Origin of the sequence: Flavobacterium okayamense (assembly GCF_019702945.1) — a bacterium.
Lineage (GTDB): Bacteria > Bacteroidota > Bacteroidia > Flavobacteriales > Flavobacteriaceae > Flavobacterium > Flavobacterium okayamense.
In genome coordinates this window covers 1,379,180-1,404,949 of record NZ_AP024749.1, presented here as the reverse complement: position 1 = coordinate 1,404,949, position 25,770 = coordinate 1,379,180, and the positions used below count along the sequence as shown (strand labels likewise).

The window sequence follows — 25,770 nt, the reverse complement described above, 5'->3', positions numbered from 1 at the left end:
ATTCTAGATTTTATAAAACAAAAATGCTAGAATTATAAATTCATTTCAATACGTCAAATGCCCTATTTATTGAAAGTCAAATTAACTTTAGTTCCATTATTATCAGAAATAAAATCAATTGAAGCATTTAGTTCTTTTGCTCTGTTTTGAATCGTTTGCAGACCATTTCCATTAAAGGATAAACTATTAACATCGAACCCTTTACCATTATCTTTAATACTAATTTCAAAATCTTGATTGGTTTGATTAACATTAACGATTATCGAAGTAGCGCTTGCGTGTTTAATAGCATTGTTAACTGCCTCTTGTATAATTCTATAAATATTAATTCCATCTTTTGAATTGAACGTAAAATCTTTAGAAACGTTACAATTAAATTCGAAATGAATGCCTTGAAGAGAAGCTTTTGCTTGTTCTATAAAGTTTGAAATTCGGCTTTTTAAATCCTCAACTGAAATTTCCTCTTTATTCATCGCCCAAATGGTATCACGAAGTTCTTGAATTGTTTCCCTTGTAAATTGGCTTATTGTAGTTAATTTCTTTTCAACTTTCTCTTCAGTGTTAGACATATACATTTTCAAACTATCAATAGAAGAAATTATAAATGTTAATTGTGAACCAATATTGTCGTGCAAATCACGCGAAATAGCCAAACGTTGCTCTTGTAAACGATTATTCGTTTCTATTTTCAAAAGAGCTTCTGATAATTCTTTTTCTTTTTGAAGTTGTTTGTTTTTAAATTTCTGTTTGTTAAAAATTAATAACGAAACTAAAACTATTGAAAGGATAAATGCTCCCAATATTAAAAGTAAATTGTTTTTATTCTTAATTTTTAATTCGCGTTCTGCAACCTTGACTTTTTCTTTAGCCAAATCTTTTTCCTTCTTCTCTGTTTCGTATTTAACTTCTAACTCGTTTAAAGATTTTGCACTAGATTCTTTGAACTTTTCAATTGTAGAATTGTAAAATTTTGTATTGTAAAACTCGCCTTTTTCTATATTTCCAATCATGTAATTAGCTTCTGCTAAAGGCTTGTAAATTTCGACTTCATATTCAGAATCAGAATCATCGTTTTGCAATTCTTGTAAACCTAATTCCCCATATTTTATAGCTTCTTTCGGGTTTTTAAGTTTTACATAGATTTGTGCCAAACTACTATATACATGAACTTTTGCTTTTGAATTAAAAGGAACCTCAGTCGGTCTATTAAGCGTCTGCAAATTAAGACGCAATGCTTCTGTATAATTTTTCAAGTAAAACTCCGTATCGGCTAATCCTTTAATGGCATTATAATATTCGTGTTTATTGTCAATTTCTTTGGCTAATTCAAATCCATTTTGAAAAGATTCTTTTGCTTCATGGTGTTCGTTTGAATTGTTATAACAAACACCTAAATTATTATAACTAGCAATTTGACCTTGTTTGTCTTTATTATCAATTCTAATTTTAAGTGCTTTTAAATGGTATGGAATTGCTTTTTCAAACAACTCCATTTCTTGATAGATTAACCCAATATTATTATAACTTGAAGCTAAACCTCTTTCGGTTGCCTTTTCATTTCTATGATGAACTTTAATAGAATTGAAGAAATAATTTAAGGCTTTCTCATTTTCACCTTTGTTCCAATGAAACATTCCAAGATTATTTAGTGTATGTTCTTCGTGGACTAAAAACTTATTTTTTCGACTATAATCTAACGATTTATTGAAAAAATAACGAGCAGAATCTGAGTTTCCGTTGATGTCATAATAAATACCTTTAATTCCTAATACAGAATTATAGCCAAACTTTTCATTTGCAGCTAATGCAATCTTCTCGGAAGTTTCAAGTAATTCTTTTGCTTTATCTTTATCGCTAAAGAGATATTTCCAAACGATTTGATTGTAAACCGCTACTTTGGTGGAATCATTTTTAGTAGAATTGATAATTTGATATAAACTATCAATTTTAGTTTGTTGAGAAAAACTTAATACAAAACTGAATATAGCTAGAAATAAAAAGCGAAACTTCATTAGTAATTTTATTAAAATAGTATTTAACGAAGTTAAAATAGTTATTTTTTTCAACAAATCATTGTTGAAATTTATTTTTATAACAATTCTTTTTTTAAGTCTAAAGTAATATTAGTTCCATTACTATCTGATTTTACAGTTAGCTTACTGTTTAATTCAGAAGCTCTTTTTTCAATAGAGTTTAGTCCGTTTCCTTTTTCGGTTTCCTGAAGATTAAAACCTGAGCCATTGTCTATAATTTCGATACAAATTTGATTTTCTAATTCTTGAATCATGACTTCAATTTTAGTAGCCTTCGCATGTTTAATGGCATTATTTACACTCTCTTGAATAATTCGGTAAATATTCATTCCGTCTCGAGAAGAAAAAGGTTTTAATTGTGTAGACTTTAAGTTGCTCGAAAAAATAAACTGTGTACCACTTAATGAAATTTTAGCATTCTCTATAAAATTTGAAATTCGCGTTTCTAAATCTTCTACTGTAATCTCTTCTTTATTCATGGCCCAAATGGTATCGCGAAGTTCTACAATAGTTTCACGTGTAAATGAACTTATATTGGTTAGCTTTTCATCAATTTTTGGGTTTTGATTTCCAAGTGCGAATTTTAAATTATCTATTGAAGAAATTATAAAAGTTAATTGCGAACCAATATTATCATGTAAATCTCTTGAAATTTGAAGACGTTGTTCTTGTAATTTATTTTGAGTTTCAATTTTTAATAAAGCATCTTGTAATTCACGTTCTTTTAAAAGTTGAACTGTTTTCATTTTTTGTTTACTATAGAGAAAATAACCTAAAAGTACGCTCAACAACAATAGAGAAATCACACTAATTATAATGGTGTTTTTCTCGGCAATTTTAGCTTTTTGAAGTAAAATTTCTCTTTCTTTTTTTTCAGTTTGGTATTTTACTTCTATTTCTTGAGATGCTTTTAAAGTTTCATCTTTATAGATTGTATTTAAAACTTCTAAATATTTTTTATGATAATAACTTAAACTATCTGCTTTTTTTTCAGAAGCATAGATATAAGAAAGTCCTAAATAAATTTCTCTTAATTTATCTTTAGAATTGTTCTTCTCAAATGCAGATTTTACGCTTAAATATCTTTTTTTGGCCTCATTATAATTTCCTATTCTTAATTCATTATTGGCTAATGTTAATTTAGAACTTTCTAAGTCAGCATCTAGTCCCATTTTTTCACGAATTTCAATTGACTTCTCTATGAATTGTGATGCTAATTCAAACTTATTTTGAGCCGTATAAATATTTGCAATATTATTATAAGTAGATGCCAAAGTCGAAAAGTTATTTGATTGTTCAGCATAATCTATTGCTTTATTAAAAGATTGTAAAGCATTTATAGTATCTTTTAAACTCAATTGAATATTACCAAGATTCATTGTTGAATTTGACAACAATAAGAACTGTTTTGTATCCTTATAATATTTTAAAGGTTTACTTAAATATTTTAATGCTTTCGAATAATTTCCCATTGAGAAGTAAGTCGATGATATATTGGATTCAAGATTCATGAAAACCGCACTATCTCCAACACTTTCATAATACTTATTTGCTTTAAAATAATAATACATTGTACTATCATATTTACTCATTTTATTATAAGCATTTCCTTTTTTAAAATAGAGTGATGCAATTCCTGCTTCATCATTTAAAAGTTTTCTCAATTTTAATGATTCATCTGTAAATGCTAATGATTTTTTATAATCACCTTTTACAAAATAAACTGTTGCTAAATCATTATAAGATTGTGCAATCAATGTTTGGTTTTTAGATAGTTTAGAAAGGCTTAAAGATTTTTCTCCATAAAACTTTGCAGAATCAATATTAACTTGCACATAATACCAAGCTAAATCAGCTGATAATTTTGCTTTTAGTTCAGTTTCTGTTTCATTTTGAAATTTTAGTTTAGTTTCAGAAATAATATCTTCAATTGATTGAGAAAATGTTTTAGTTGAGAAAAACAAAATCATTAAAACTAATATTCTTAAAACCTTCATATGTTACCTTTATTTATCTCGTAAAATTACCTTACCTATAAAGCAAAAAAAATACGGCAATTGCCGTATTTTAATCTTATCGTCCATTATAAAGAAATGGTGCCCAAAATTGTGGATGCTTATATACTTCACCAAAATCGCCATTTATAAACGAACGTTTAATTTGATTTAAAGTTTCTACAGTATTAGCATTTTTTTGCACCACTTTTTTAAACAAATTTTGCATAGTTAAAGCTGTTCCAGCATCACTTACAGGCCATAAAGACAGCATTGTTGCATTTGATCCAGCCACTAAAAAAGCAGAGTTTAAGCCGTTTATTCCTTCGCCCCCATACAACTTACCAATTCCAGTATCGCAAGCACTTAAAATCACCAAATCGGCATTTAAGTTTAAATTTGCAATTTCAGGCGCCAATAAAAAAGCATCTTCTCTTCCGTCGCCACCATTAGGTTGGGAAAACATTACACCGCTAAACTCAGGAATAATATCACTTGTAAATCCGTGTGTGGAAATTAAAAGATTTTTATATTCTTTTAATTCACCAGAAGCATTTGCTTTCTTAAAGTTGCTTTCGCTCATATCAAAACCTTTATAAACTTTAATATCGCTGGAAAGTGTTCCTACAAATTCAACTTCTTTCAAGGTTCCTTCTAAGTAATTAGCACCTCCAAAACCTAGTGCTTCTAATTCAGGTTTAAAGTTGTAAATTCCTTGGCTTATTTTTTTGTTTACCGCATCAGAAACTTTATAAAAATCTTCAATTCCTCTAACTGTTGGTTTTACATTTCCAGATGGTTGGTATTTTGCTCCACCAAACGCTAAAACCGATTTTCTATTAGTCGTATAATTTCTATTAGCGATAATTTTCCAAATAGTTGTATTAGGAATGTATCTAACATCGTGTGAAGAAACAAAGTATTGATTTTTAGGTGATAAAAACGCTTCAAATGGTAAATAATTTAATTCTGAAGATGAGCTAATGATTACTTTCGGATATTTTGCTAATATATCCTGAACTGGTTGTAGCGTTAAATCGTACCAAAAACGTAGAAAATCGTTTTGTACATTTTGTAATTGCGGATTAGCCGATTCTAATAATTGGCGTGTCCACTCAACAAGTGTAACAAAATCTTCTTTTTTATAAGCCGCTTGTTTTGTTGCATATCTTACTAATTGTCCGTCTTGATAATCTACTTGTAAATCATTCATGTACGGATTTAGTTTAGCAGGTATTTTTTTTACTCTATTGGTGTAAGTTTTCTTTAAACGAAGTAGTTCATTTATAGGATAATTATATCTAATTTCCGCCTTATCTTTAGTAATTGCAGTTATTATTACTTCACCAGGTTCACCAATAGTATAGGTTAATAATACTTCATCTGGTTTCAATAATTTTTGAGCATCAGAAATGGAAGCAATTGAAGTAGTTGAATTTAATTGGTCTTTTAAATAACCACTTCTGCTTTGCTCTTGTAGTTGAAATAATTTTTGAATGTTATTAGTTTGCTTATAACTCATTATCAAACCAGTATATACTCCAGAAATGTCATTCATGTATTCTAACTTTTGCTTAGCATTAAGATTGCTTTTTACTTTTTCGGCAAGTGCAATACTTTTTTCAAACTGAATTATGGCATTTCCATAATCTTTTCGATTGTAATAAATAAACGCTAAATTATTATACAAGTTTTGAGCTTGATCATAAATCTTATCTTTAATATAACCTTGCGCTGTTTCTTCGGTAATTCGTTGCGCATCTGAATACAAACCTTGTCTTGCTTTAATAATAATATAATTTGAATTTACTTCTCTAGTTAAGTAAACATCTTTTACTTTTTGAGCTAAATTATAGGCTTTAGTTAAATATTCACCACTTTTACTAATTTCAGATTGAGAACCACTCATTAAATAATATGCACCAATAGAATTGTAAGCTTTAGCTTTATAATAGTCATTATTTAAGCTATTTGCCGTTTGCTCTAATTGAAATGCCATTTGAAGTTTTTCTTGTTCTTTATCGCCAAAATTATCTAAAACATGAATTTTATGTAATTGCATATTTGCTAATTGATAAGAAACAAAACCTAAATTTTTATATTCTTCTAATGCTGAATTAATTTCTAAAAGTGCACCTCTTTCATCGTAACTTTTCTTTTTTAATATTGATAAAAACCAATAAGCATAACTACGCTGCCAGTATAAAGCTGAATTCCCTTTAGAGAGTGTTAAAAAAGTTTCAAATTGTTTTTTACACTCTGTGATGTTTCCTTTAGAATAAAAACTAGTAGCTTTTGCTAATGGAACTAATTTTAAAATTAACGGATTTACCGTTTGCATAGCGTTATATTTCGCGGCTAATTGGTCAATTTTATCACAAGCTGTTCCTTTTATAGCTCCATTAAAACATTGATCGAATTGTAAGGCTAAATCCGGATTATTATGGGTATGAAATATTTTGCTGTATTTTCCTTTTAAAGACGAAATATCTTTACCCAGAAAATAGCCTATTACATCCATATCTTTAAAAATCGCATCAGGAGATTTTTCAGTATTAAACTGAACAGCAAAGTTTAAGTTTTTTTCAGCTTCTGCAATGTTATTACTAAGAAAATAAATATAAGCTTGAGTAAAATATGAATATGGCAATAACGGTTGAATGCTTAACGCTTTATTCGACTCTATTTGTGCTTGTTTTAAATTTCCAGAACAGATATGATAATATGAACTTAAATAATAACCCGCAAATTCATCAGGAAAGTTAAGCATTAACAATTCGCTTCCTTCTTTCATTTTAGTAAGGTTTTTATTATTGTAACCTTCCATAAAAACCGCATAATAATCGTTAAAATTATTAGGTTGCGCAAAACTGCACAACCCAACAAATAACATTATTATTACTACTACTGATTTCATACTTTAAGAATTAAAATGGCGTTTTAATTACATTACTTTCATAATATCCTTTTTCGATAATATTTCCATTTTTATCGATTTTAAAACCCAACCCTTCTTTGTAGTTTTTATGCCAAAAACCTACATATTTTGTACCATTTTCATAAAAATATACGCCAAACTGTTTTCTTAAACCCTGAATATGTTGACCCATATATTGCTCGCCATCTTTCCAAACTTGAATTGCAGGAAATGATTTATTTGAAAACAAAAAGTATCCAATTGCATAGGAATCGTTGTCATACTTTTCCATATTAAAACCGTTAAACCCATTCGAATTTTGACCGTAACCATAATCAGCTACATTCGCTTTGTAACCTCCTATATCTTCTTTATCATTTGCGAATTGTTTTTTCCACTCTACATTCCCGTTTGCCATTTTAAAAGCTGGCCCTTCTTTTTTATCTTTTCTATAAGTGTATAGTTCTATTGTTCCTTGCTGTTTATTCATTAGAATTAAAGTACCGTCTTTTTGATGATCTTTATTATAATTTACATACGTTGTTCTCCCATCGGCATGAAGCACCATATTGGGACCAACAATTAAACCATTCATTCTAAAACCATAAGAAACATCACCATTATCGGCTGTAAAAGTTTCAAAACTTACTAAACCTTTTTTAACTTCTTTTTTACCTGCTTGATTCCCAAAATTTTGTTGGGAAAAACAAATTGATGTAAAAACTAAAAACACTAATTGAGCAAAATTTTTCATTTTTATTATTTTTTTAATTGAGTATAAAACTAGCTTAACATTCGTCCAAAAAAAATAGGGCAATTGCCGTATTTAAAACTATGTATTAGAAATTGATTTATTTTCTGTTTCGAACCAACTTAACAACAATAAATACTACTATACTAATAATTAAAAAAGGTGCCGCTATACCTAAAAAAATTATTAATCCTGGTAGAAAAGACAAAAAACTAGTCTTAACTTCATAAGGATTTTTAGCTTCAAAAGAATGTAAAACCCCATGATTACCTTGTTTTGAAAAAATCTCTATCTTCTCAAACAAGATGTGTGATTGTTCTAAAAAAAATGAAAATTCAAAATTTGAAATGGTTTCTCCATACGTAACAATTAAGTTATCATTTGGAGTGGGTGAAAAATTAGTTTTAGATCCTATTAAAATATTTTCTTTTTCATTGACATGAAAATCGAAATGAGAAGAAATTCCAGCAATATCTTCAACTTTCAATCCGTCTTTTAATTCAATTACAAACTTTCCATCTTCTATCGGTTGTTTCCAAACACTTCCCGATTCAAGTAAATAAATAAATGCATTTTTTTGTTCGTGAGAATAACCTTTCGTAATTCCTCCATCATTTGTATTAACTAAAAAATATACTTCGATCTCTTTGCTTTCTGTTGGTTTAAAATCAATCTTCCAAGTTAACCAATTTTCATTTTGAAAAGTTCTTGCATGACCAGAATCGCCAATTTGCATTTCATTGATTGACAATTCTTTACCATTTGCTTTGATCTTAAATTTATATAGCGAATCTAATTGAACTTGGTTTAAATCCCCTTCTCCTCCATTGTAAATTCCGTTTATGGGATACCCCATAGTAAAATTCAGTTTTTCAGAAGTTGTATTTACCATTTTATATTTTCCTTTAACAACAGCAAAGCCTTTATAAAGTTGGATATAAATAGCTTCTTCTTGCATCTGAACCTTTTTATACGTCAACGAATCTTGTGGAAACAACATGGTAAAAGCGGTTCCACCTGCGTTGTAAATTCCAGGTTGGGAAACATTAGAACAAAAAAGTAAAAGAATTAATAAATAAAATAAATAAACTATTTTTTTATTCATGTAGTTTAGAATTTAGTTCATTTACAGTAAATATATCAAAATCTGTTGAACCACTTACTGAACCATCAGCATAGGTGATTTTTCTAAACGAAATATAATTTTCATTTTTCTTATGTCTAAAATATATTCCAGCTTGAGCAATCCAATCCTTATGTTCATTCTGCTTTTTGACTTCATTAGCTTCAATTAATCGAAAAGGTTTGTTTCGATCATTTAGCAAACCTTCTTTTAATTTAAGAACCGATAATTCTTCAAATGTAATTTCTGTTTCAATACCATTTAAGTTTTGAATAGGTTCTGGATATTTCATTTTTAAAACCATATTTTGCAAATTTTCATTCAAATAGACTATAAAAAGCTTGTTTTTTGGATTGCATTCAATAACCACTTCATCATGAATATACAATTTTATAGTCTCTGACTGGATACTATCTCGAGAAAAATATTGATTTATTGATTTTACTAATCTTTCCTTTTCATAATAAAATCTTTCAACCGAATAATTATTGGCGTAATTACCTTTTATTTCAAAAAGTTGACTTTTATCATCATAGGAAAATGTAAAATCGTTTTTATACAGCTTTGATTGATATGTTTTTTTGACTAAGTTTTTCTTTTTATCGTATTGAAATGTAATTATTGCATCGAAATTTGGCCGATCTTTAACCAAAATTTCCCTTTTTACAAGAAGTCCATTTTCATAGGTTGAATTTTCAGAAGTTGAACTCGCATATTTTCCATAAATATGATACTCATGATGTGTAATATTACCATTTTTATCAAAAATATAACTATCACTCGACCTATCTAGTACCATTTTATCTTCCATAGAATATGTGAAAGTTTCAACTTTTTTGATTTTTTTGGTAAAACCCAAGTCTTTATAAGAAACTTCAGGTTCTTGAGCATAAATAAAAGTCGCTACCAATAAAGTGTAAACACTAAAAATTAGTTTCATAATATCTTTTTTTCAAATTTCTATAAACCATAAAACAAAAAAAATAGGGCACATGCCCTATTTTTAAAAACCTACAATTAAAATTGTAAGCCCAAACCACCTATAACTATTTATAATTGTATGAAACTACTTTTTTAAATTATAAGTATAAATTGTTTTATCGTTTGCTTTATAGAATAAATAACCACCCATTTCATCAACTTCATACTCTGGTTTTTTATCATTTAAAATGATTTCCTTTTCTACAACTCCAGAATCTTTATTTACTTTAACTAAGCCTACACCGTTACTTAATTTAGTTAAAATGAATTGTGAATTTTCTGTAGCAGCTGTTGCTTTAAAACGTTTTGATAAATAATCAAAAGATGCCCCTGCAATTCCTGAGAACATATCCGCAGCTCTTTTAGCGTCCTTACCATAATCGTTATATGAATCTAAGTCATTCATGCTTCCAAAAGCTGAACGATTTGCTCCAGCAACTGCACTCATAGAAACAGCCATAGTTGTTGAAGCAACAGCCATAACCCCTCCCATAATTTTTCCAAAAGTACTTCTTCCAGGAGATTTGTGGTATACTTTATAGCTTTCTGAACCGTTGAAATCGTACATCGCCATATTTTGACTTGATGATAAGAAAATTCCTCCATCTCTAATTTGCATACTACTCGGGTCTTCTTTTTCCTCAAAATTACATTGTGCAAAATCATTAACATCTCCAGAATTTGCATCAATTGCCATTATTTTACCATCTGCTGCAATCATATAACGATTGTTTTTACTATCAAATGTAGATGCTACTGAAGTTGCTCTTTTATATTTTAATGGTTTTGACCATATCTGGTCACCTGATTCTAAATTAACAATGTTAGCATCTTCACCAGTTATGTAGAGTAGTCCTTGTGGTGTGTGAGCCATTACCATAATGTTTTCCCCTGTTTTTAAAGGCTTTTTAAATAATGGTTTTCCGTCAAAAGCAATTTTATTAATTCCTCCTTCAAAAAGACCAAATAAAATTCCGTCTTCCATTATGTAAAAATGTTGAACATATCCATTAGTTTTTGGAGCTTTTTCCCATAAATCCTCACCTGAAGATGCACTTAAAAAAGCAATATGACTTTGCTCTTTTGCAGCCATTAACTTTCCTAATCCTTTCTCTCCAGAAGGCTTAACATTACTAACAACTGCGATTCCTTGTGGTAAAATTTCAAAGTTAGAAACAATTCCTTTTACTTTTCTATCATCTGCCCATAAAGCTGCACCATCTTTATCTCCAATTTTATGAATTCTTGTATTATTTCCGTTATTTACACTTTCAAAAGCATAGATTTCTTTACCTGAATCATCAGCAACCATCCAAGTGACATCTTTTATTTTGCTTTTCCATAATTCTGTACCAGAATTTGACATAGCAATTATACCTTGTGCTGTAGGTACTAATACAGCGTTTTTTAACAATAATGGAGTTCCTGTTACGCTAAAATCTTTAGCCATTCCTACACGACCAGGTTTATCTAAGAAAAATGAAAAATCATTTTTACCACTATCTAAATCATAAACCGCTACTTTAGGAACTTGGCTTTCAAACTTTGCATCACTTTTTTGCAGTCCACTTACGACTAATTTATTCTGTGGCAACATCACATTGCAAGTATAAATTTGAGTCCACTTTAAATCTTCAGAATTGAATAAAACTTTTCCTTTTACATAATCGATAACTGCTCTTTTTGTTTTCCCAATTCCAGAAAAACCACCAGTAGCTCCTTGTGAAACCACGATGTAAGGAGTCATCGGAATAAAATCTGTTTCTTCTGGTTTTAATTGACCAAAATTATTGAATGTGAATATAGGTTTAGATTCATTCGGTTTTATACCTGCTAATCCATCGTTAGTAGCTACAACTAAGATACCTCCAACAGTTAGCGTCATTTCATTAATTTTCGCCCCTAAATCATAAGTGTTTTCGGGAGCTTCAGCTTTTTGTGCATATCCATTACTAACACAACAAAGCATAAGTATGGCTGTCCATAATGTTTTAATTATAGCTTTCATAATTTATAAAAATATTAAAGTTTGATTTTTAAAGGATTTAAAATCCTAACTTGAAGTATATTATAATGTTTAATAACAATAATACCCCAACAAGAATCACTAAAATGAATTTCCAGAAAAATTTGTTGGGATATTTAATGTTTTTAAACAACATAATTATTTAATTAGCTTTTCTGTATCTTTATCTAAACTTAGATTTAAAGCTGTTTTATATAATTTTAAAGCACTAACTAAAGACTTTTGAGTAAAACCTCCATCAGTCCAGAAATAATAATAATAAGTAATTGTGTTTGAAGATTCTGTATAATATGCTTTAATTAGAGCAACTTCGGCATTTAATTTATTCATTAAAGCTAAAGCTTTTGCTGGAGATGTACCTTCAACTAAATTATAAGTCGAGTTAAAAGCTATATATCTTTTACTCTTATCAATATCCATGTAAACATTAAATACATCTTTAACTTTTACATAAGTATCTTTAACTTCTAAAACTTCAATATAAGCGTTATCAAAAGTTTCTTTCAAAAGTTGAGAAGTTAAATCTTCAGGAGAAACAACACGTTGCGCAAAACTTCCAATTGAAGCAAACAACATAAATAAACATAAAACGGTAGATAATTTGAACATTTTCATAATTGTGAATTTTAATATTAATTTGATATTTCAAAAGTCACAAAAATGGTGAAACAAAAAAATAGGGCAATTGTCGTATTTTTAAGAAAAGTTTAAGAAATGGTATTTCTTATTTAATTCTTTAATCTTTGATTGTAAGTTATTTACAAACTTTAGATGAGATTCTGTATTTGGGTTAAAAGGTTTATGTGCAAGCCCTTTTTGAATCGAATCTATCTCATGTGTAATCTTTACAGTTTCTGAAGAGAAATAAGCAAAGGATAGTTTTTCCCAGATATAATCTATTGCTAATTGATTAGGATGTAACATATCTTTTTCGAAAAATCGGTAATCTCGAAGCTCATCCATTACAATTTCGTAGCTTGGGAAATAACATCTCGACTCCGCTCGATGTGACAAGATGTTTTGAATTGCTGAAAACAAATTTCCTTTACTTACATTATTTTCAAAAAAACCATCCTTAATATGACGAACTGGTGAAACTGTAAATACAAATTTTACATTCGGATTAATGGAATGAATTAACGTAACTATATTTTGCAAACTTTCCTCAATTTGCTTGGTTGAAAGTAATTCTTTAGTAAATTCTTTTTGTGGAACTTTATGACAATTGGCTACAATTTCGCTTGATTCATTATTTCTGTAAACCCAACTTGTGCCTAATGTAATAAAGCAATGTGTTAATTCGGTTATTTGTTTATTTGTTAAGTCGATAATCGAATTTAGATTATTCAAAAATTCTTCTTTATTTGTATTTGATAATTCCGAATGAACTTCATAACAATGCCATAAATCATTGTGATAGAATAAATCATTTTCGGTAAAGTAATTCTTTTCAACAACTCTTTTAATAAGTTTTTCTAAAGAAACAGTATTAAATATAATTCCGAAAGGATTTACAGAAGTTTGAAATTTATAATAATTGAATTTTTTTCCAATATTCTCCGCAAAACAAGAACCTAACAACAACACTTTCGAATGATAATCGATTAAAAAATCACTTTTGGTTATTGGTATTTCGGTTCGGAATAGCATCTTTGCTTTTAGATATTAGATTCTAGATATTAGACTTCAAAAATAGTGATAAAAAAGAAAACCCGATAATTTTAAGTTATCGGGTTTTTATTGATTTTAAAATATTTTTAATTATAAATATATTGAGAGGTCGAATTATTATCGTTATTATCATTATCAATATATAATTCAGTTGCAGGCATATTGTTACTATTATAAGTATATGTTGATGTTTCTTTAGAAACACCATCTTGTTTTATTTCAATAACATTATTTGGCATTCCATAAAAACCATAATGATACGTTGGACAAGCAATTTCGATTTTTGAAAAACCAGTTACATTATTAAAAGGATTAACTTTATCGTCATAGAAATTTTCCTCAGTATAAGTAAACTCATCAATTGTGCCTATATCTTCAGTTACTACTTTTTTGAATGGTTGATTACCATTAAAATAAATTGTACCAGTTGCGTATAAAACTGAATTTTCAGTAGTTGTAAACGAAACTGTTCCGTTTGAATTGTAGGTAAAATTATCCACTGTGATAGTAGTACCAAAAGAATCATTTTCAGTTCTTGTGGATTTAGTTAATCTACCACTAGTGTCGTATTCATAATCTGTAACTTCACTAAAAGCTTCTAATGGGTCATTATCATCAAAAAAATATTCTTCTTTAGTAATTAAATCTCCTGTATATGTAAAAAAAGCTTCCTCTTGAATACTTGAATCCCAATCCCATGTGTAACTTAAAATTTTATCTCCGTTATACTCAAAATTTATTGTTTCTGTACTTCCATCATTAAAAGTTTCGATAATTTGGGTTAGTTTTGTTCCTGTTGTAGAACTGCTTGAAGAACTTTCAGAAGAACAAGAAGTTAGAATTAGTGCTAATACACTTACAAAGGTTAATAATTGTTTCATAATTTATTAAAAGTTAATTTTTCACAAATTAAAGGAAAATACCTGTTATAAAAACATATTTTAACAATAAAATTGTTGCAAAAAAAAAGGAGGTTTTTACAACCTCCTTTAGACTACTCTTTTAATTTAAAAAATCCTTCGCTTTCTCTAACGCTTCTTTAATTCCGCCAGTATTTTTACCACCAGCCGTTGCAAAGAAAGGTTGTCCTCCACCTCCACCTTGAATGTATTTACCTAATTCGCGAACTACTTGTCCGGCATTTAGTCCTTTAGCTTCTACTAATTCTTTAGAAACATAACAAGTTAACATTGGTTTGTCTTCATTTACAGTAGCTAAAACTACAAATAAATTATCTTTATTATTTCCTAATTCGTAAGCCAAATCTTTTGCTCCATTAGCATCTAAATCAACTTGAACCGCTAAGAAATCAACTCCATTTACATTTTGAATTTGTGAAACTAATTCACCTTTTAAGTTTTTCGCTTTATCTTTTAATAATTGCTCTACTTGTTTTTTCAACTTCGCATTTTCATCTTGTAAAGAAGCTACCGATTTAGTAATATCTTGCGGATTTTTCAGCATTTCCTTGATTTCAGCCAATAAGTTCTCTTGATTGGTAAAGAAATCTTTAGCTGCTTGGTTAGTTATTGCCTCAATTCGACGAATTCCTGCTGCAACAGCTCCTTCCGATACAATCTTGAAATACCAAATATCTGCCGTATTGTTTACGTGAATTCCTCCACATAATTCCATACTTTTACCAAACTTAATCGCACGAACATTATCGCCATACTTTTCTCCGAACAATGCCATTGCTCCTTCTTCAATTGCTTGAGCAAACGGAATACTTCTTCTTTCGATTAAAGGTAAATGCTCTTGAATACGTGCATTTACAAAATCTTCTACTTGCTTAAGTTCTTCTTCAGTGACTTTAGCAAAATGTGAGAAATCGAAACGCAAGTAATTTGGCGCTACTAACGAACCTTTTTGTTCCACATGAGTTCCTAAAATGGTACGTAACGCTTGATGTAATAAATGCGTTGCCGTGTGGTTACTCGCACATAAATCACGTAGTTCTGTATTTACTTTTGCTTGGAAAGTTGCATTTACGTTTTCTGGTAAACGCTTCGCAAAATGTAAGATTAAGTTGTTCTCTTTTTTAGTATCGATAATTTCAATAGTTTCATTTGCAGAAACCAAAACTCCTTTATCGCCAACTTGTCCTCCACCTTCTGGATAAAATGGTGTTGCATCTAAAACAATTTGATACATCACACCATCTTTCTTAGAATCTACTTTTCTGAAACGTGTAATTTTTACTTCATTTTCTGTTTGGTCGTAACCCACAAATTGCTCTACATTTCCTTGAACTAAAACATTCCAATCATCCGTAGAAACTTCAGAAGCTGCTCGAGAACGTGCTTTTTGTTTCGCTAATTCAGCTTCAAATTCGCTTTCACTAAACGAATAACCTTTTTCTTTTAAAATTAAAGCCGTTAAATCTTTAGGGAAACCAAAAGTATCATACAATTCAAATACTTTTTCACCTTTTACTTCTTTACCAGAAGTTTCAGCAACTACTTTTTCTAATAATTGTAAACCTTGCTCTAAAGTTCTTAAGAAAGATGTTTCTTCCTCTTTAATAACTTGAGTTACTAAGTTTTGTTGTGATTTTATCTCTGGGAAGAACTCACCCATTTGATTTGCTAAAACCTCAACCAATTGATAGATAAAAGGTTCTTTTAAATTTAAAAATGTAAATCCGTAACGAATAGCACGACGTAAAATTCTACGAATTACATAACCTGCACCAGTATTTGAAGGTAATTGACCATCTGCAATTGCAAAAGCAACCGCTCTAACATGATCTACAATTACTCGAATTGCGATATTGATTTTATTTTGTTCTTCTGAAATATTTTGAACATCATTTGATGTATACTTTAATCCAGAAATTTTTTCAATTTTTTCAATTAGCGGCGTGAAAACATCAGTATCATAATTTGATGTTACATTTTGCATTGCCATACACAAACGCTCAAACCCCATTCCTGTATCTACGTGTTGTGCTGGTAATTTTTCAAGAGAACCATCTGCTTTACGGTTGAATTCCATAAATACATTGTTCCAAATTTCCACTACTTGTGGATGATCTGCATTTACCAAACTAAATCCTGAAACTTTTGCACGTTCTTCATTTGAACGTAAATCGATATGAATTTCCGAACAAGGTCCGCATGGTCCTTGATCTCCCATTTCCCAAAAGTTGTCTTTTTTATTTCCTTTAATGATTCGGTCTTCACTTACATATTGTTTCCATAAATCCCAAGCTTCTTGGTCAAACGGAACATTTTCTGCAGGATTTCCCTCGAAAACCGAAACGTATAAACGGTCTTTATCTAATTTTAAAACTTCTGTTAAGAATTCCCAAGCCCAAGCAATTGCTTCTTTCTTGAAATAATCGCCAAAAGACCAGTTTCCTAACATTTCAAACATCGTATGATGATAGGTATCGAAACCTACATCTTCTAAATCATTGTGTTTACCTGAAACACGAAGACATTTTTGCGTATCGGCAATACGATTGCTCTTTGGTGTGGCGTTTCCTAAAAAATATTCTTTAAACTGAGCCATACCCGAGTTATTGAACATTAATGTAGGGTCGTCTTTTAAAACAATAGGTGCCGAAGGAACAATTAAATGCCCTTTACTTTCAAAGAATTGTAAAAACGCTTTGCGAATGTCTTGTGATTTCATCTTTATAAATTTATTTTATTCGCTTCAAACCAAAATCCTTTCAAATAAAAATGGAATAGAATGAAACATTTTTTAAATTTGTTCGTATAATTAATGTTAACCAACAAATTTTGGTGCAAAAATAGTAATTTTAAAACATGTCGAAGGTAAAATATTATTACGATTCTGAAAATTTAGCGTATAAAAAAATCGAAACAAAGCGTCGTAAAAAGTTTGCTTATATTTTACTTTTTTTACTTTCATCGGCTCTTTTCGGATTTCTATGTCTGATTTTGTTGATTAACACTCCTTATTTTGAAACTCCCAAGGACAAAATCTTGACAAGTGAGCTCGAAAACATGAAAATCAACTACAAACTTTTAAATAAGAAAGTTGATGTAATGGAAGAGGCACTTTCGGCAATTGAAGAACGTGACAATAATATATATAGAGTTTACTTTAACACCAAACCTATTAGTGATGAAGAACGCAAAGCAGGTTTTGGTGGTGTGAATCGATACAAAGATTTGGAAGGTTTCAATAATTCTGAATTAGTAATTAACACGTCCAAAAAAGTGGATCGTTTAATGAAAGAATTAGCTATTCAGTCGGAATCGATGAATGAAATTGTCAAACTAGGCAAGCAAAAAGAGAAACTATTAGCGGCAATTCCAGCAATTCAACCCGTTAAAAATGAAGATTTAAAACGTATGGCTTCTGGTTATGGCTATAGAAGTGACCCGTTTACAAAAATTAGAAAATTCCATTACGGAATGGATTTTACATCGCCAACAGGAACTCCAATATATGCGACTGGTGATGGCGTTGTTTTAAAAGCTGACAATTCACTTTCGGGTTATGGAAATCATATCGAGATTAATCACGGATATGGCTATGTAACTTTATATGCTCATCTAAGTAAATACAATTGTAGAAAAGGTCAAAAAGTTAAACGAGGAGACATAATTGGATATGTAGGAAGTACAGGCCGAAGCGAAGCACCACATTTACATTATGAAGTGATTAAAAATGGTGAAAAAATAAATCCGATTAATTTTTATTACGGAAGTATTTCGGCAGAGGAATATGTAGCCATTTCACAATTAGCAACACAAGAAAATCAATCTTTAGACTAATGCACATCGATTTACCAGAAGGCAAACTTTATTATAGTATAGGCGAAATTTCGAAAGCATTTGGAGTAAACGCTTCATTAATTCGTTTTTGGGAAAAGGAATTTGAAATCTTAAAACCTAAAAAAAATGCAAAGGGTAATCGAAAGTTTACACCTGAAGATGTAAAAAACTTAAAACTAATATTTCATTTAGTTAAAGAAAGAGGTTTTACACTTGATGGCGCCAAAACACACCTTAAAGAAAATCAAAAGAAAACTTTAGACAAATTTGAAATCGTACAAAAATTAGAATTAATTAAATCACAATTAACTGAATTAAAAAAACAACTTTAAATTTATAACTATGAGAAAATTTGCACCATTATTAATTATTTTAGGATTTATTGCCTTAGCTGGTTTTTGGTATATAAACATTAAAAACGGAGCTTTAGGAGTAAGCCAAGCTGTATCTAAAGAATGGGGTAATGTTGAAACAGCATATCAAAGAAGAAATGACCTTATTGGTAATTTAGTAAAAACAGTTCAAGGTGCTGCAGATTTTGAAAAATCTACTCTAGAGGCTGTAATCAATGCAAGAGCTAAAGCGACATCGGTTACAATTGACCCAACAAATATTACACCAGATCAATTGCAACAATTTCAACAAGCACAGGGTGGTTTAAACAGTGCCTTATCTAGATTATTAGTTTCTGTTGAGCGTTATCCTGACCTAAAAGCGAATCAAAATTTCTTAAAATTACAAGATGAACTTGCTAGTACTGAAAATCAAATTTTAACTGCTCGTACTCGTTTTAATGAAAAAGTAGAAATCTACAACAATTATATTCTTAGAATTCCGAACAATTGGTTCTTAGCAGAATACAAAGAGAAGCCTTACTTTGAAGCGGAAAAAGGAGCGGAAAAACCTGTTGAAGTTGAATTTGACTTTGGTAATAAAGAAAAAGAAGCTGCAGAATAATGTCACAAACTGAAGACTTTCTTACAAAAGAAGAAGAACAAGAAATTGTTCAAGCTATTGTGGAAGCCGAAAAAAACACTTCGGGCGAAATTCGTGTGCATTTAGAAGAACATTCCAACAAAGATCCTCTTGTGCGTGCACAAGAGGTATTCATCGAACTTAACATGCAAAGTACCAAAGCAAGAAATGGGGTGTTAATTTATGTTGGAGTAAGCGACAAACACTTAGCAATAATAGGTGATGAAGGCATAAACAAAGTTGTTGAAAATGACTTTTGGGATTGTACTAAAGATGTAATTATTGCAAATTTTAAAGAAGGAAACTACAAAAAAGGGTTGGTTGAAGGTGTTTTAAGAGCTGGGAAACAATTAAAAAAATATTTCCCATACCAATCTGATGATGCAAACGAACTTCCTAACGAAATTTCAAAAGGATAATGACAAAACTTATCTTAAAAATAGTGCACGTTCTATTATTTGCAATCATAATACTAATGCAAAATCTTGGATGGGCACAATATGACATTCCAAAAAAGCCAAGTTTCCAAACTTCAGTTTATGATTATGCGGAAGTTTTAAGTTCGTCGGAAAAATTTCAGCTCGAACAAAAACTTATTAATTACTCTGATAGCACTTCTACCCAGATAGTTTTTATTTCCATCAATGATTTAAAAGGTGAAGATATTGGAATTTTAACTCCAAAATGGGCTCATGAATGGGGAATTGGTCAAGCGGAAGAGGATAATGGGGTCTTGATTTTATTAGCCAAAAACGATAGAGAAATTTGGATCTCACCGGGTTATGGTGTTGAAGACAGATTGACTGCTGGAATTACAGGAGAATTAGTTCGAAATGTTATTATTCCTGAATTTAAAGCAGGTAGCTATTACAATGGTTTAGATAAAGGTAGCGATGCTATCTTTGAGGTATTACAAGGAAAATACAAAGGCGCTAGAAAAAGCAATAATGATGGAGGAATTTTACCCATCGTAATATTTTTCGGAATTTTTATTCTTATTTTAATATTAGCATCTAGAAATAAAAACAATAGAAACGGCGGCTCTGGACCAGGTAGCTTTAGAGGCCCTGATTTAGCTGATATTATTATTCTAAGTAGTCTCGGTCGTTCAGGCGGATTCGGTTCTTCTGGAGGTGGTAGTTTTGGCGGCGGATTTGGCGGTGGCTTCGGTGGTGGCGGATTCTCTGGTGGTGGCGCTGGCGGTAGCTGGTAATTTTTATTAATCAATTATATATTTTCATAAAAAAATGGCTTCAGGTTTTTTTGCCGTATTAGATGATATTTCTGCATTGATGGACGATGTAGCCTCTGCAAGTAAAATGGCTACAGAAAAAACAGCAGGAATTTTAGGTGATGATTTAGCTGTAAATGCAGAAAAAGCAACAGGATTTTTAGCTTCAAGGGAATTACCCGTGCTTTGGAAAATTACAAAAAGTTCTTTTTTAAACAAACTTATTATAATTCCTTTAGCCTTATTATTAAATTTTTATCTACCAATAGTTATAAAAATTATTTTGCTTTTTGGAGGTGCATTCTTAGCTTACGAAGGTGTCGAAAAAATTATAGAATTTATCTTTCAGAAAGTAAAAAAAGTAGAGGAAGTGATTATTGAAAATACTTCTAATAATTTTAATGATGAAAAAGCAAAAATAAAATCAGCAGTTACTACAGACTTTATTTTATCAATTGAAATTGTAATTATTGCTTTAGGAACTGTTTTAGATAAAAGCTTAAGCATACAAATAATTACCGTTTCAATTGTAGCAATTTTAGCAACAGTAGGTGTGTATGGAATTGTAGCACTAATAGTCCGTATGGATGATACAGGTTTTAAATTAATCAAAAAATCAGACAATAAAGGTTTTTTATTCTCGCTTGGTAACCTGCTTGTTAAAGCTTTACCAATAGTTATAAAAACTTTGAGTTTTGTAGGAACAATTGCATTAATACTAGTTGCTGGTGGAATTTTTACTCATAATATTGATTATTTCCATCATTTATTTACAACCTTAAATCCTACACTAAAAGATGCAATAATTGGTTTAGTTATGGGTTTTATAACTGTGCTTTTAGTAACGGTTATAAAGAAAGTTTTTTCAAAAAAATAAAGACCAAAAAAATAATTTAAAAAAAGCTCGAGTTAAACTCGAGCTTTTTTTTAATCTAACCAAAACCTATTTCTTTTAGTTTCTTTTCCTCCAAACTTAGTTAATTTATAAGTTAAAGAAAACATTACATATCGTTTTAAAACTATATTTTCTTCATCAATAATTGTCGTAGCAGTAATGTTTCTTGTATTACTTTGATTTTGATTTAAGATATCATAGACTTTAATTTTTGCTGTAAACATCTTGTCGAAAAAACTATAAGACAAACTAGTGTTCCATAAATAAAAATCTTTTTTAAATCCATCAGATATATTTGAATTATAAGTATACCCGAAATCATTTCCAAAAACCCAATTTTTAGGCCAATAATTCGTTGTTTGTATATTAAATCTATGAACCGTGTTTTTAGCATTATCTATTATATAATTCTTGTAGTTTGTTGTATTCAAATTAACACGATAAGAAGGATTAATGTTAAACAATTCACCGTAATCATAATTTAAGCTAATTCTAGGTGAAAACTGTAAACGATTTGCTTCATATTCAATATCGTCAGTTATACCTTTAGACTTACTAAAATCACTATTAAAGCGTAATGAAAGTCTTAATTTATGCTCATCTTTTTTAAAGGTTTTATTGTAATAAAACCCTGCCCAACCGTTATAGGTTCCTGAAGTATTTTCATAGGTAGTTGTTCTTTTTCTGTTTTCATCAAATGAAACAGCAGAAATCACTTGTTGTTCATAGATACTACCTCCTGAATAAAATCCATACCCAGAACGCGTACTATAATCATAATCTCTAAAAGAGAAATAACCTTCGTGATACTTATTTAAACCCAAATCTTTATTACCGATAAAAGTATTTAATGGATTTGCTAAATCTTCAATTGGTATAATTTGATTAACTGTCGGCAAATTATTATTAAAACTATAGCTAACCCAAATGTTTTGAGTCTTTGAGAATTTATAATTAGCATACATTCTTGCAGATGGCAAAATATAATTCTTTTTAACATTAGTATTAACTCCTAAATAATCTGCTGAACCATTAAAACTTATTACTGATGTACCTAAAGTTGCATTAAAATTATATTTTTTCTTAAACACATTAATACCCGCTTTAGGATTAAAAGTTTTTTGTAAAGACTCAAAATGGTTCGTCAAATTATCATTTACAATAGTGTAATCATTTGCTAAATCATCATAATCTAATGACAATCTAGACTTATCAAAATTTTCGAATTCATAATAGGCACTCAATACGATTTGCATAGAATCAGTTATTGGTTTTGAAAATGATAACTCAGCATCATACCTATTCGTTTTATTTTTTGTATTGTTGTATTGATTACGAATATCATCTGGATCACCACTTTGATAAAAAATGGTTGAAGAATTTGTAAAATCATCATCTGTATTTTTTGAATTTTGATTATTAAATTCAAAACTTAGAAAGTGAGAATTTCTTTTGAATCGCTTCGTTACAGTTAAATTATTCTTGAAAGAATTTGATATGTTTTCAGTGTAATCATCTGAAGTATTCTCGTTTAACAAATCTTCGTTTTCATCATACGACAATTGGCTTGAATTATTTTTAAAAATTGTCTTTACACTATTAAAGCTTGGTGAAAAGTTTATTGTTGTTGTAGAATCAATTTTAAACTCAAAATCAGTAGAAAAATCATGTACGGTGTTATCATTTTTAGTAATTGCTTGAGAAATCGTTCTAAAATCTCCATCAGGTAGAAAACTCGTTTGATCTCTTCTGTTCGTATTTTCGGTAGATGAATTTGATAAAAAATAACTCATTGATTGCTCTGAATCTTTTACCCATTCATCAGAATAATTCAATCCCATTAAATTAGTTTGTGTAATACCATTGTTTCCGCCAAAACTCCTTCCATTAATCCCAAAAGCTCCATTATCTCCTACCCATATACTTCTACTTCTTCCACCGCCCATATTATCAAAAATTTCATCCATTGAAAATCCGGTAGAATTGATATTATTTGAAGATGCTAAAACACTAAACTTTCTTTTGTTTTTAAAATAATTTAGTAGCAAACTTGATTCATAACGATCATCTGAACCATAACCTGCCATTGCTTTTCCAAACAAACCTTTGTTCTTATCTTCGTCTATAGTTAAGTTAATACTTGCATTGTTGGAAGATGCCGCTGCACCAGTCTGCTCTTCTTTTTTTGTTTTTGTATCAGAAACTTGAACTTTATTTATAATATCGGATGGCAAATTTTGTAAAGCAATTTTTCCGTCTTTATCAAAGAAAGGTTTACCATTTACCAAAACCTGATTTACCTCTTTACCATTAACTGTAATTTTTCCATCTTCATCGATTTCTACACCTGGTAATTGTTTCAATAAAGCTTCAACATTAGCATCTGGTCTTACTTTGAAAGATGATGCATTAAATTCTAAGGTATCGCTCTTAATTGTAATGGGCGGTGCTTCACCCTTAACTATAACTTCATTTAAAGAAGCGACATTCTCCTCTAAAAGAATAGTTCCTAGATTAGTAGTTTCTTGTAATTCATTGAAGCGTTTTTTGTATTCTTTAAAACCTGCATAAGAAATTTTTAATTCTACAGGATACTTTATAGCTGGAATATCAAATTTAAAATCACCATTAGAACTTGATATAGTATAATCTACAACAGTGGAATCTGAAACTTTAGCAAAATAAATAGTTGCTGATTCTAAAGGAACGTTAGGTCCTTTTTCAAGAATTTTTCCAGATATTGAAATTTTGTTTTGGCTGATGGCTATTGAAGAAACGATAACCAATAGTAATGAAAGTAATTTTCGCATTTTGAACTTAATAAACTAGGTCTTTAAGATTTATAAAACTGCGAATTACTCAATTTATTATTGAAATAGAAAAATTCTTACATTTATTTAACATTTACTTCTGACGGAAATAAATATCGATAGGAACTCCAGAAAAATCGTAATTCTCTCTCAATTTATTTTCAATAAAGCGTTTGTATGGTTCTTTAACGTATTGCGGTAAATTAGCAAAAAACACAAACTGAGGCGTTGGTGTTGGCAATTGCATACAATATTTAATTTTAATATACTTTCCTTTAATTGCTGGTGGTGGCGTATGCTCAATAATTGGCAACATCATTTCGTTGAACTTAGACGTAGCAATACGCTGACTTCTATTTTCATACACTTTTACAGCTGCTTCTAAGGCTTTTAATAAACGCTGTTTAGTTAAAGCAGAAACAAATAAAATAGGCACATCAGTAAACGGTTCAATTTCTTTACGAATAATGGCTTCGTATTGTTTCGATGTCATGGTATCTTTCTCAATCAAATCCCATTTGTTAACTAAGATAACCACTCCTTTTCTATTTTTTTGCGCTAACCAAAAGATATTTTGATCTTGACTTTCAAATCCGCGAGTAGCGTCAATCATTAGAATACAAACATCAGAATGCTCAATGGCACGCACTGAACGCATTACTGAATAAAATTCTAAATCTTCTTTAACTTTTGCTTTTCTACGAATTCCGGCAGTATCGACTAATTTGAATTCAAATCCGAAACGGTTATAAGTTGTATCAATAGCATCACGTGTTGTTCCTGCAATATCAGTAACCACAAAACGATCTTCACCAATTAATGCGTTGATGAATGATGATTTTCCAGCATTTGGACGACCAACAACAGTAAATTTCGGTAATGGATTTTCTTCTTCTACTTCTGGTAATTCTGGCAGCACCTCAACTAGCTTGTCTAACAACTCACCTGTTCCACTTCCGTTCATACCCGAAATTGTGAAATATTCGCCTAAACCTAACGAATAAAACTCAACAGCATCAGCAGCACGCATCGCATTATCTACTTTATTGATAACCAATAAAACTGGTTTTTCTACTTTACGCAATAATTTTGCCACTTCGTCATCCATTGGTGTAATCCCCTCTTCTACATCTACTACAAACAAAATAGCATCGGCTTCGTCGATTGCTAATTCAACTTGGCGACGGATTTCAGCTTCAAAAATATCTTCAGAACCTTTAATATATCCACCTGTATCAATTACTGAAAAGGATTTTCCGTTCCACTCACTTTTTCCGTAATTTCTATCACGCGTAACTCCGCTCACTGAGTCTACAATGGCATCACGACGTTGAATTAAACGGTTAAAAAAAGTAGATTTTCCTACATTTGGTCTTCCTACAATGGCTACAATATTGTTCATTTCAATAATTTTGAGTTTGCAAAGATACAATTATGAAGTTAGATTTTAGAATTTAGATTTTAGAATTTGAAGATTCATTAAGTTGTGGAGTTGTTTATGCATTAATTTGTGAATTTGTTAATGCTTTTACTTGTTGATTTGCTTGTTTTATTGTCATTCTGAGCGAAGCGAAAGAATCTCTTTTTTATTTTCTTGTTCTCGATACAT

19 protein-coding genes are annotated in these 25,770 nt (G+C 30.0%); 6 read left to right on the top strand and 13 right to left on the bottom strand.

What is annotated here, in order from left to right; translation table 11 throughout:
* Positions 1-62: 62 nt before the first annotated feature.
* The 11 genes from KK2020170_RS06465 to alaS all read right to left on the bottom strand — a co-directional run bounded on the left by KK2020170_RS06465 (position 63) and on the right by alaS (position 17,135).
* Positions 63-2,012, bottom strand: coding sequence for a tetratricopeptide repeat-containing sensor histidine kinase (locus KK2020170_RS06465; RefSeq protein ID WP_221257519.1), 1,950 nt, complete (start codon positions 2,010-2,012; stop codon positions 63-65).
* 77 nt (positions 2,013-2,089) lie between these two features.
* A complete protein-coding gene (locus tag KK2020170_RS06460; RefSeq protein ID WP_221257518.1) occupies positions 2,090-4,030 on the bottom strand; it encodes a tetratricopeptide repeat-containing sensor histidine kinase in 1,941 nt (646 codons plus the stop codon).
* A gap of 76 nt (positions 4,031-4,106) precedes the next feature.
* Positions 4,107-6,944: a CHAT domain-containing protein gene (locus KK2020170_RS06455; RefSeq protein ID WP_221257517.1), complete on the bottom strand. Its 2,838-nt coding sequence runs from the start codon at positions 6,942-6,944 to the stop codon at positions 4,107-4,109.
* A gap of 10 nt (positions 6,945-6,954) precedes the next feature.
* Entirely contained in the window at positions 6,955-7,698 is a 744-nt protein-coding gene (locus tag KK2020170_RS06450; protein ID WP_221257516.1) for an MORN repeat-containing protein, read from the bottom strand.
* A 97-nt stretch (positions 7,699-7,795) separates the two neighbouring features.
* Complete coding sequence (locus KK2020170_RS06445) at positions 7,796-8,800, bottom strand: DUF4424 family protein (protein WP_221257515.1); 1,005 nt, start codon at positions 8,798-8,800, stop codon at positions 7,796-7,798.
* Positions 8,793-9,758 (bottom strand): hypothetical protein, encoded by a 966-nt coding sequence (locus KK2020170_RS06440; RefSeq protein ID WP_221257514.1) that lies wholly within the window; start codon positions 9,756-9,758, stop codon positions 8,793-8,795. Before KK2020170_RS06440 ends, KK2020170_RS06445 begins: the two co-directional genes overlap by 8 nt.
* A 126-nt stretch (positions 9,759-9,884) precedes the next feature.
* A complete protein-coding gene (locus KK2020170_RS06435) occupies positions 9,885-11,807 on the bottom strand; it encodes an outer membrane protein assembly factor BamB family protein (RefSeq protein WP_221257513.1) in 1,923 nt (640 codons plus the stop codon).
* Positions 11,808-11,963: 156 nt separating this feature from the next.
* Positions 11,964-12,440, bottom strand: a complete 477-nt coding sequence (locus tag KK2020170_RS06430; RefSeq protein ID WP_221257512.1) for a YbjN domain-containing protein — start codon at positions 12,438-12,440, stop codon at positions 11,964-11,966.
* 81 nt (positions 12,441-12,521) lie between these two features.
* Positions 12,522-13,475, bottom strand: coding sequence for a GSCFA domain-containing protein (locus KK2020170_RS06425; RefSeq protein ID WP_221257511.1), 954 nt, complete (start codon positions 13,473-13,475; stop codon positions 12,522-12,524).
* A gap of 107 nt (positions 13,476-13,582) precedes the next feature.
* Positions 13,583-14,377 carry a hypothetical protein gene (locus tag KK2020170_RS06420; protein ID WP_221257510.1) on the bottom strand — a complete coding sequence of 265 codons (795 nt, stop codon included), beginning with the start codon at positions 14,375-14,377 and terminating at the stop codon, positions 13,583-13,585.
* Positions 14,378-14,498: 121 nt separating this feature from the next.
* Positions 14,499-17,135: an alanine--tRNA ligase gene (gene alaS / locus KK2020170_RS06415; RefSeq protein WP_221259959.1), complete on the bottom strand. Its 2,637-nt coding sequence runs from the start codon at positions 17,133-17,135 to the stop codon at positions 14,499-14,501.
* Between the two features lie 137 nt (positions 17,136-17,272).
* Between alaS and KK2020170_RS06410 the strand changes: the two genes are divergently transcribed.
* Genes KK2020170_RS06410 through KK2020170_RS06385 form a run of 6 tightly spaced genes read left to right on the top strand, consistent with a single transcriptional unit; the run spans position 17,273 to position 21,333 of the window.
* The gene (locus tag KK2020170_RS06410) at positions 17,273-18,250 is read left to right on the top strand and encodes a M23 family metallopeptidase (RefSeq protein ID WP_221259958.1); all 978 of its coding nucleotides are present in this window, start codon (positions 17,273-17,275) and stop codon (positions 18,248-18,250) included.
* A complete protein-coding gene (locus KK2020170_RS06405; protein ID WP_221259957.1) occupies positions 18,250-18,582 on the top strand; it encodes a MerR family transcriptional regulator in 333 nt (110 codons plus the stop codon). The genes KK2020170_RS06410 and KK2020170_RS06405 overlap by 1 nt, the downstream gene beginning before the upstream one ends.
* Positions 18,583-18,592: 10 nt before the next feature.
* The gene (locus tag KK2020170_RS06400; RefSeq protein WP_221259956.1) at positions 18,593-19,207 is read left to right on the top strand and encodes a LemA family protein; all 615 of its coding nucleotides are present in this window, start codon (positions 18,593-18,595) and stop codon (positions 19,205-19,207) included.
* Positions 19,207-19,644, top strand: coding sequence for a TPM domain-containing protein (locus tag KK2020170_RS06395; RefSeq protein ID WP_221259955.1), 438 nt, complete (start codon positions 19,207-19,209; stop codon positions 19,642-19,644). The genes KK2020170_RS06400 and KK2020170_RS06395 overlap by 1 nt, the downstream gene beginning before the upstream one ends.
* Positions 19,644-20,438, top strand: a complete 795-nt coding sequence (locus KK2020170_RS06390) for a TPM domain-containing protein (RefSeq protein ID WP_221259954.1) — start codon at positions 19,644-19,646, stop codon at positions 20,436-20,438. Before KK2020170_RS06395 ends, KK2020170_RS06390 begins: the two co-directional genes overlap by 1 nt.
* 34 nt (positions 20,439-20,472) lie before the next feature.
* Positions 20,473-21,333 carry a DUF808 domain-containing protein gene (locus KK2020170_RS06385; RefSeq protein ID WP_221259953.1) on the top strand — a complete coding sequence of 287 codons (861 nt, stop codon included), beginning with the start codon at positions 20,473-20,475 and terminating at the stop codon, positions 21,331-21,333.
* Between the two features lie 50 nt (positions 21,334-21,383).
* Here KK2020170_RS06385 and KK2020170_RS06380 read toward each other — a convergent pair whose 3' ends face one another.
* Together KK2020170_RS06380 and der are read right to left on the bottom strand one after the other, a co-directional pair.
* Entirely contained in the window at positions 21,384-24,161 is a 2,778-nt protein-coding gene (locus tag KK2020170_RS06380; RefSeq protein WP_221259952.1) for an outer membrane beta-barrel protein, read from the bottom strand.
* A gap of 94 nt (positions 24,162-24,255) precedes the next feature.
* Positions 24,256-25,563: a ribosome biogenesis GTPase Der gene (gene der / locus KK2020170_RS06375; RefSeq protein ID WP_221259951.1), complete on the bottom strand. Its 1,308-nt coding sequence runs from the start codon at positions 25,561-25,563 to the stop codon at positions 24,256-24,258.
* Between the last annotated feature and the right edge of the window lie 207 nt (positions 25,564-25,770).

Coding starts and splice junctions, on each gene's coding strand:
- KK2020170_RS06465 (WP_221257519.1), bottom strand. CDS start 2,012: ATGAAGTTTCGCTTTTTATTTCTAGCTATATTCAGTTTTGTATTAAGT.
- KK2020170_RS06460 (WP_221257518.1), bottom strand. CDS start 4,030: ATGAAGGTTTTAAGAATATTAGTTTTAATGATTTTGTTTTTCTCAACT.
- KK2020170_RS06455 (WP_221257517.1), bottom strand. CDS start 6,944: ATGAAATCAGTAGTAGTAATAATAATGTTATTTGTTGGGTTGTGCAGT.
- KK2020170_RS06450 (WP_221257516.1), bottom strand. CDS start 7,698: ATGAAAAATTTTGCTCAATTAGTGTTTTTAGTTTTTACATCAATTTGT.
- KK2020170_RS06445 (WP_221257515.1), bottom strand. CDS start 8,800: ATGAATAAAAAAATAGTTTATTTATTTTATTTATTAATTCTTTTACTT.
- KK2020170_RS06440 (WP_221257514.1), bottom strand. CDS start 9,758: ATGAAACTAATTTTTAGTGTTTACACTTTATTGGTAGCGACTTTTATT.
- KK2020170_RS06435 (WP_221257513.1), bottom strand. CDS start 11,807: ATGAAAGCTATAATTAAAACATTATGGACAGCCATACTTATGCTTTGT.
- KK2020170_RS06430 (WP_221257512.1), bottom strand. CDS start 12,440: ATGAAAATGTTCAAATTATCTACCGTTTTATGTTTATTTATGTTGTTT.
- KK2020170_RS06425 (WP_221257511.1), bottom strand. CDS start 13,475: ATGCTATTCCGAACCGAAATACCAATAACCAAAAGTGATTTTTTAATC.
- KK2020170_RS06420 (WP_221257510.1), bottom strand. CDS start 14,377: ATGAAACAATTATTAACCTTTGTAAGTGTATTAGCACTAATTCTAACT.
- alaS (WP_221259959.1), bottom strand. CDS start 17,135: ATGAAATCACAAGACATTCGCAAAGCGTTTTTACAATTCTTTGAAAGT.
- KK2020170_RS06410 (WP_221259958.1), top strand. CDS start 17,273: ATGTCGAAGGTAAAATATTATTACGATTCTGAAAATTTAGCGTATAAA.
- KK2020170_RS06405 (WP_221259957.1), top strand. CDS start 18,250: ATGCACATCGATTTACCAGAAGGCAAACTTTATTATAGTATAGGCGAA.
- KK2020170_RS06400 (WP_221259956.1), top strand. CDS start 18,593: ATGAGAAAATTTGCACCATTATTAATTATTTTAGGATTTATTGCCTTA.
- KK2020170_RS06395 (WP_221259955.1), top strand. CDS start 19,207: ATGTCACAAACTGAAGACTTTCTTACAAAAGAAGAAGAACAAGAAATT.
- KK2020170_RS06390 (WP_221259954.1), top strand. CDS start 19,644: ATGACAAAACTTATCTTAAAAATAGTGCACGTTCTATTATTTGCAATC.
- KK2020170_RS06385 (WP_221259953.1), top strand. CDS start 20,473: ATGGCTTCAGGTTTTTTTGCCGTATTAGATGATATTTCTGCATTGATG.
- KK2020170_RS06380 (WP_221259952.1), bottom strand. CDS start 24,161: ATGCGAAAATTACTTTCATTACTATTGGTTATCGTTTCTTCAATAGCC.
- der (WP_221259951.1), bottom strand. CDS start 25,563: ATGAACAATATTGTAGCCATTGTAGGAAGACCAAATGTAGGAAAATCT.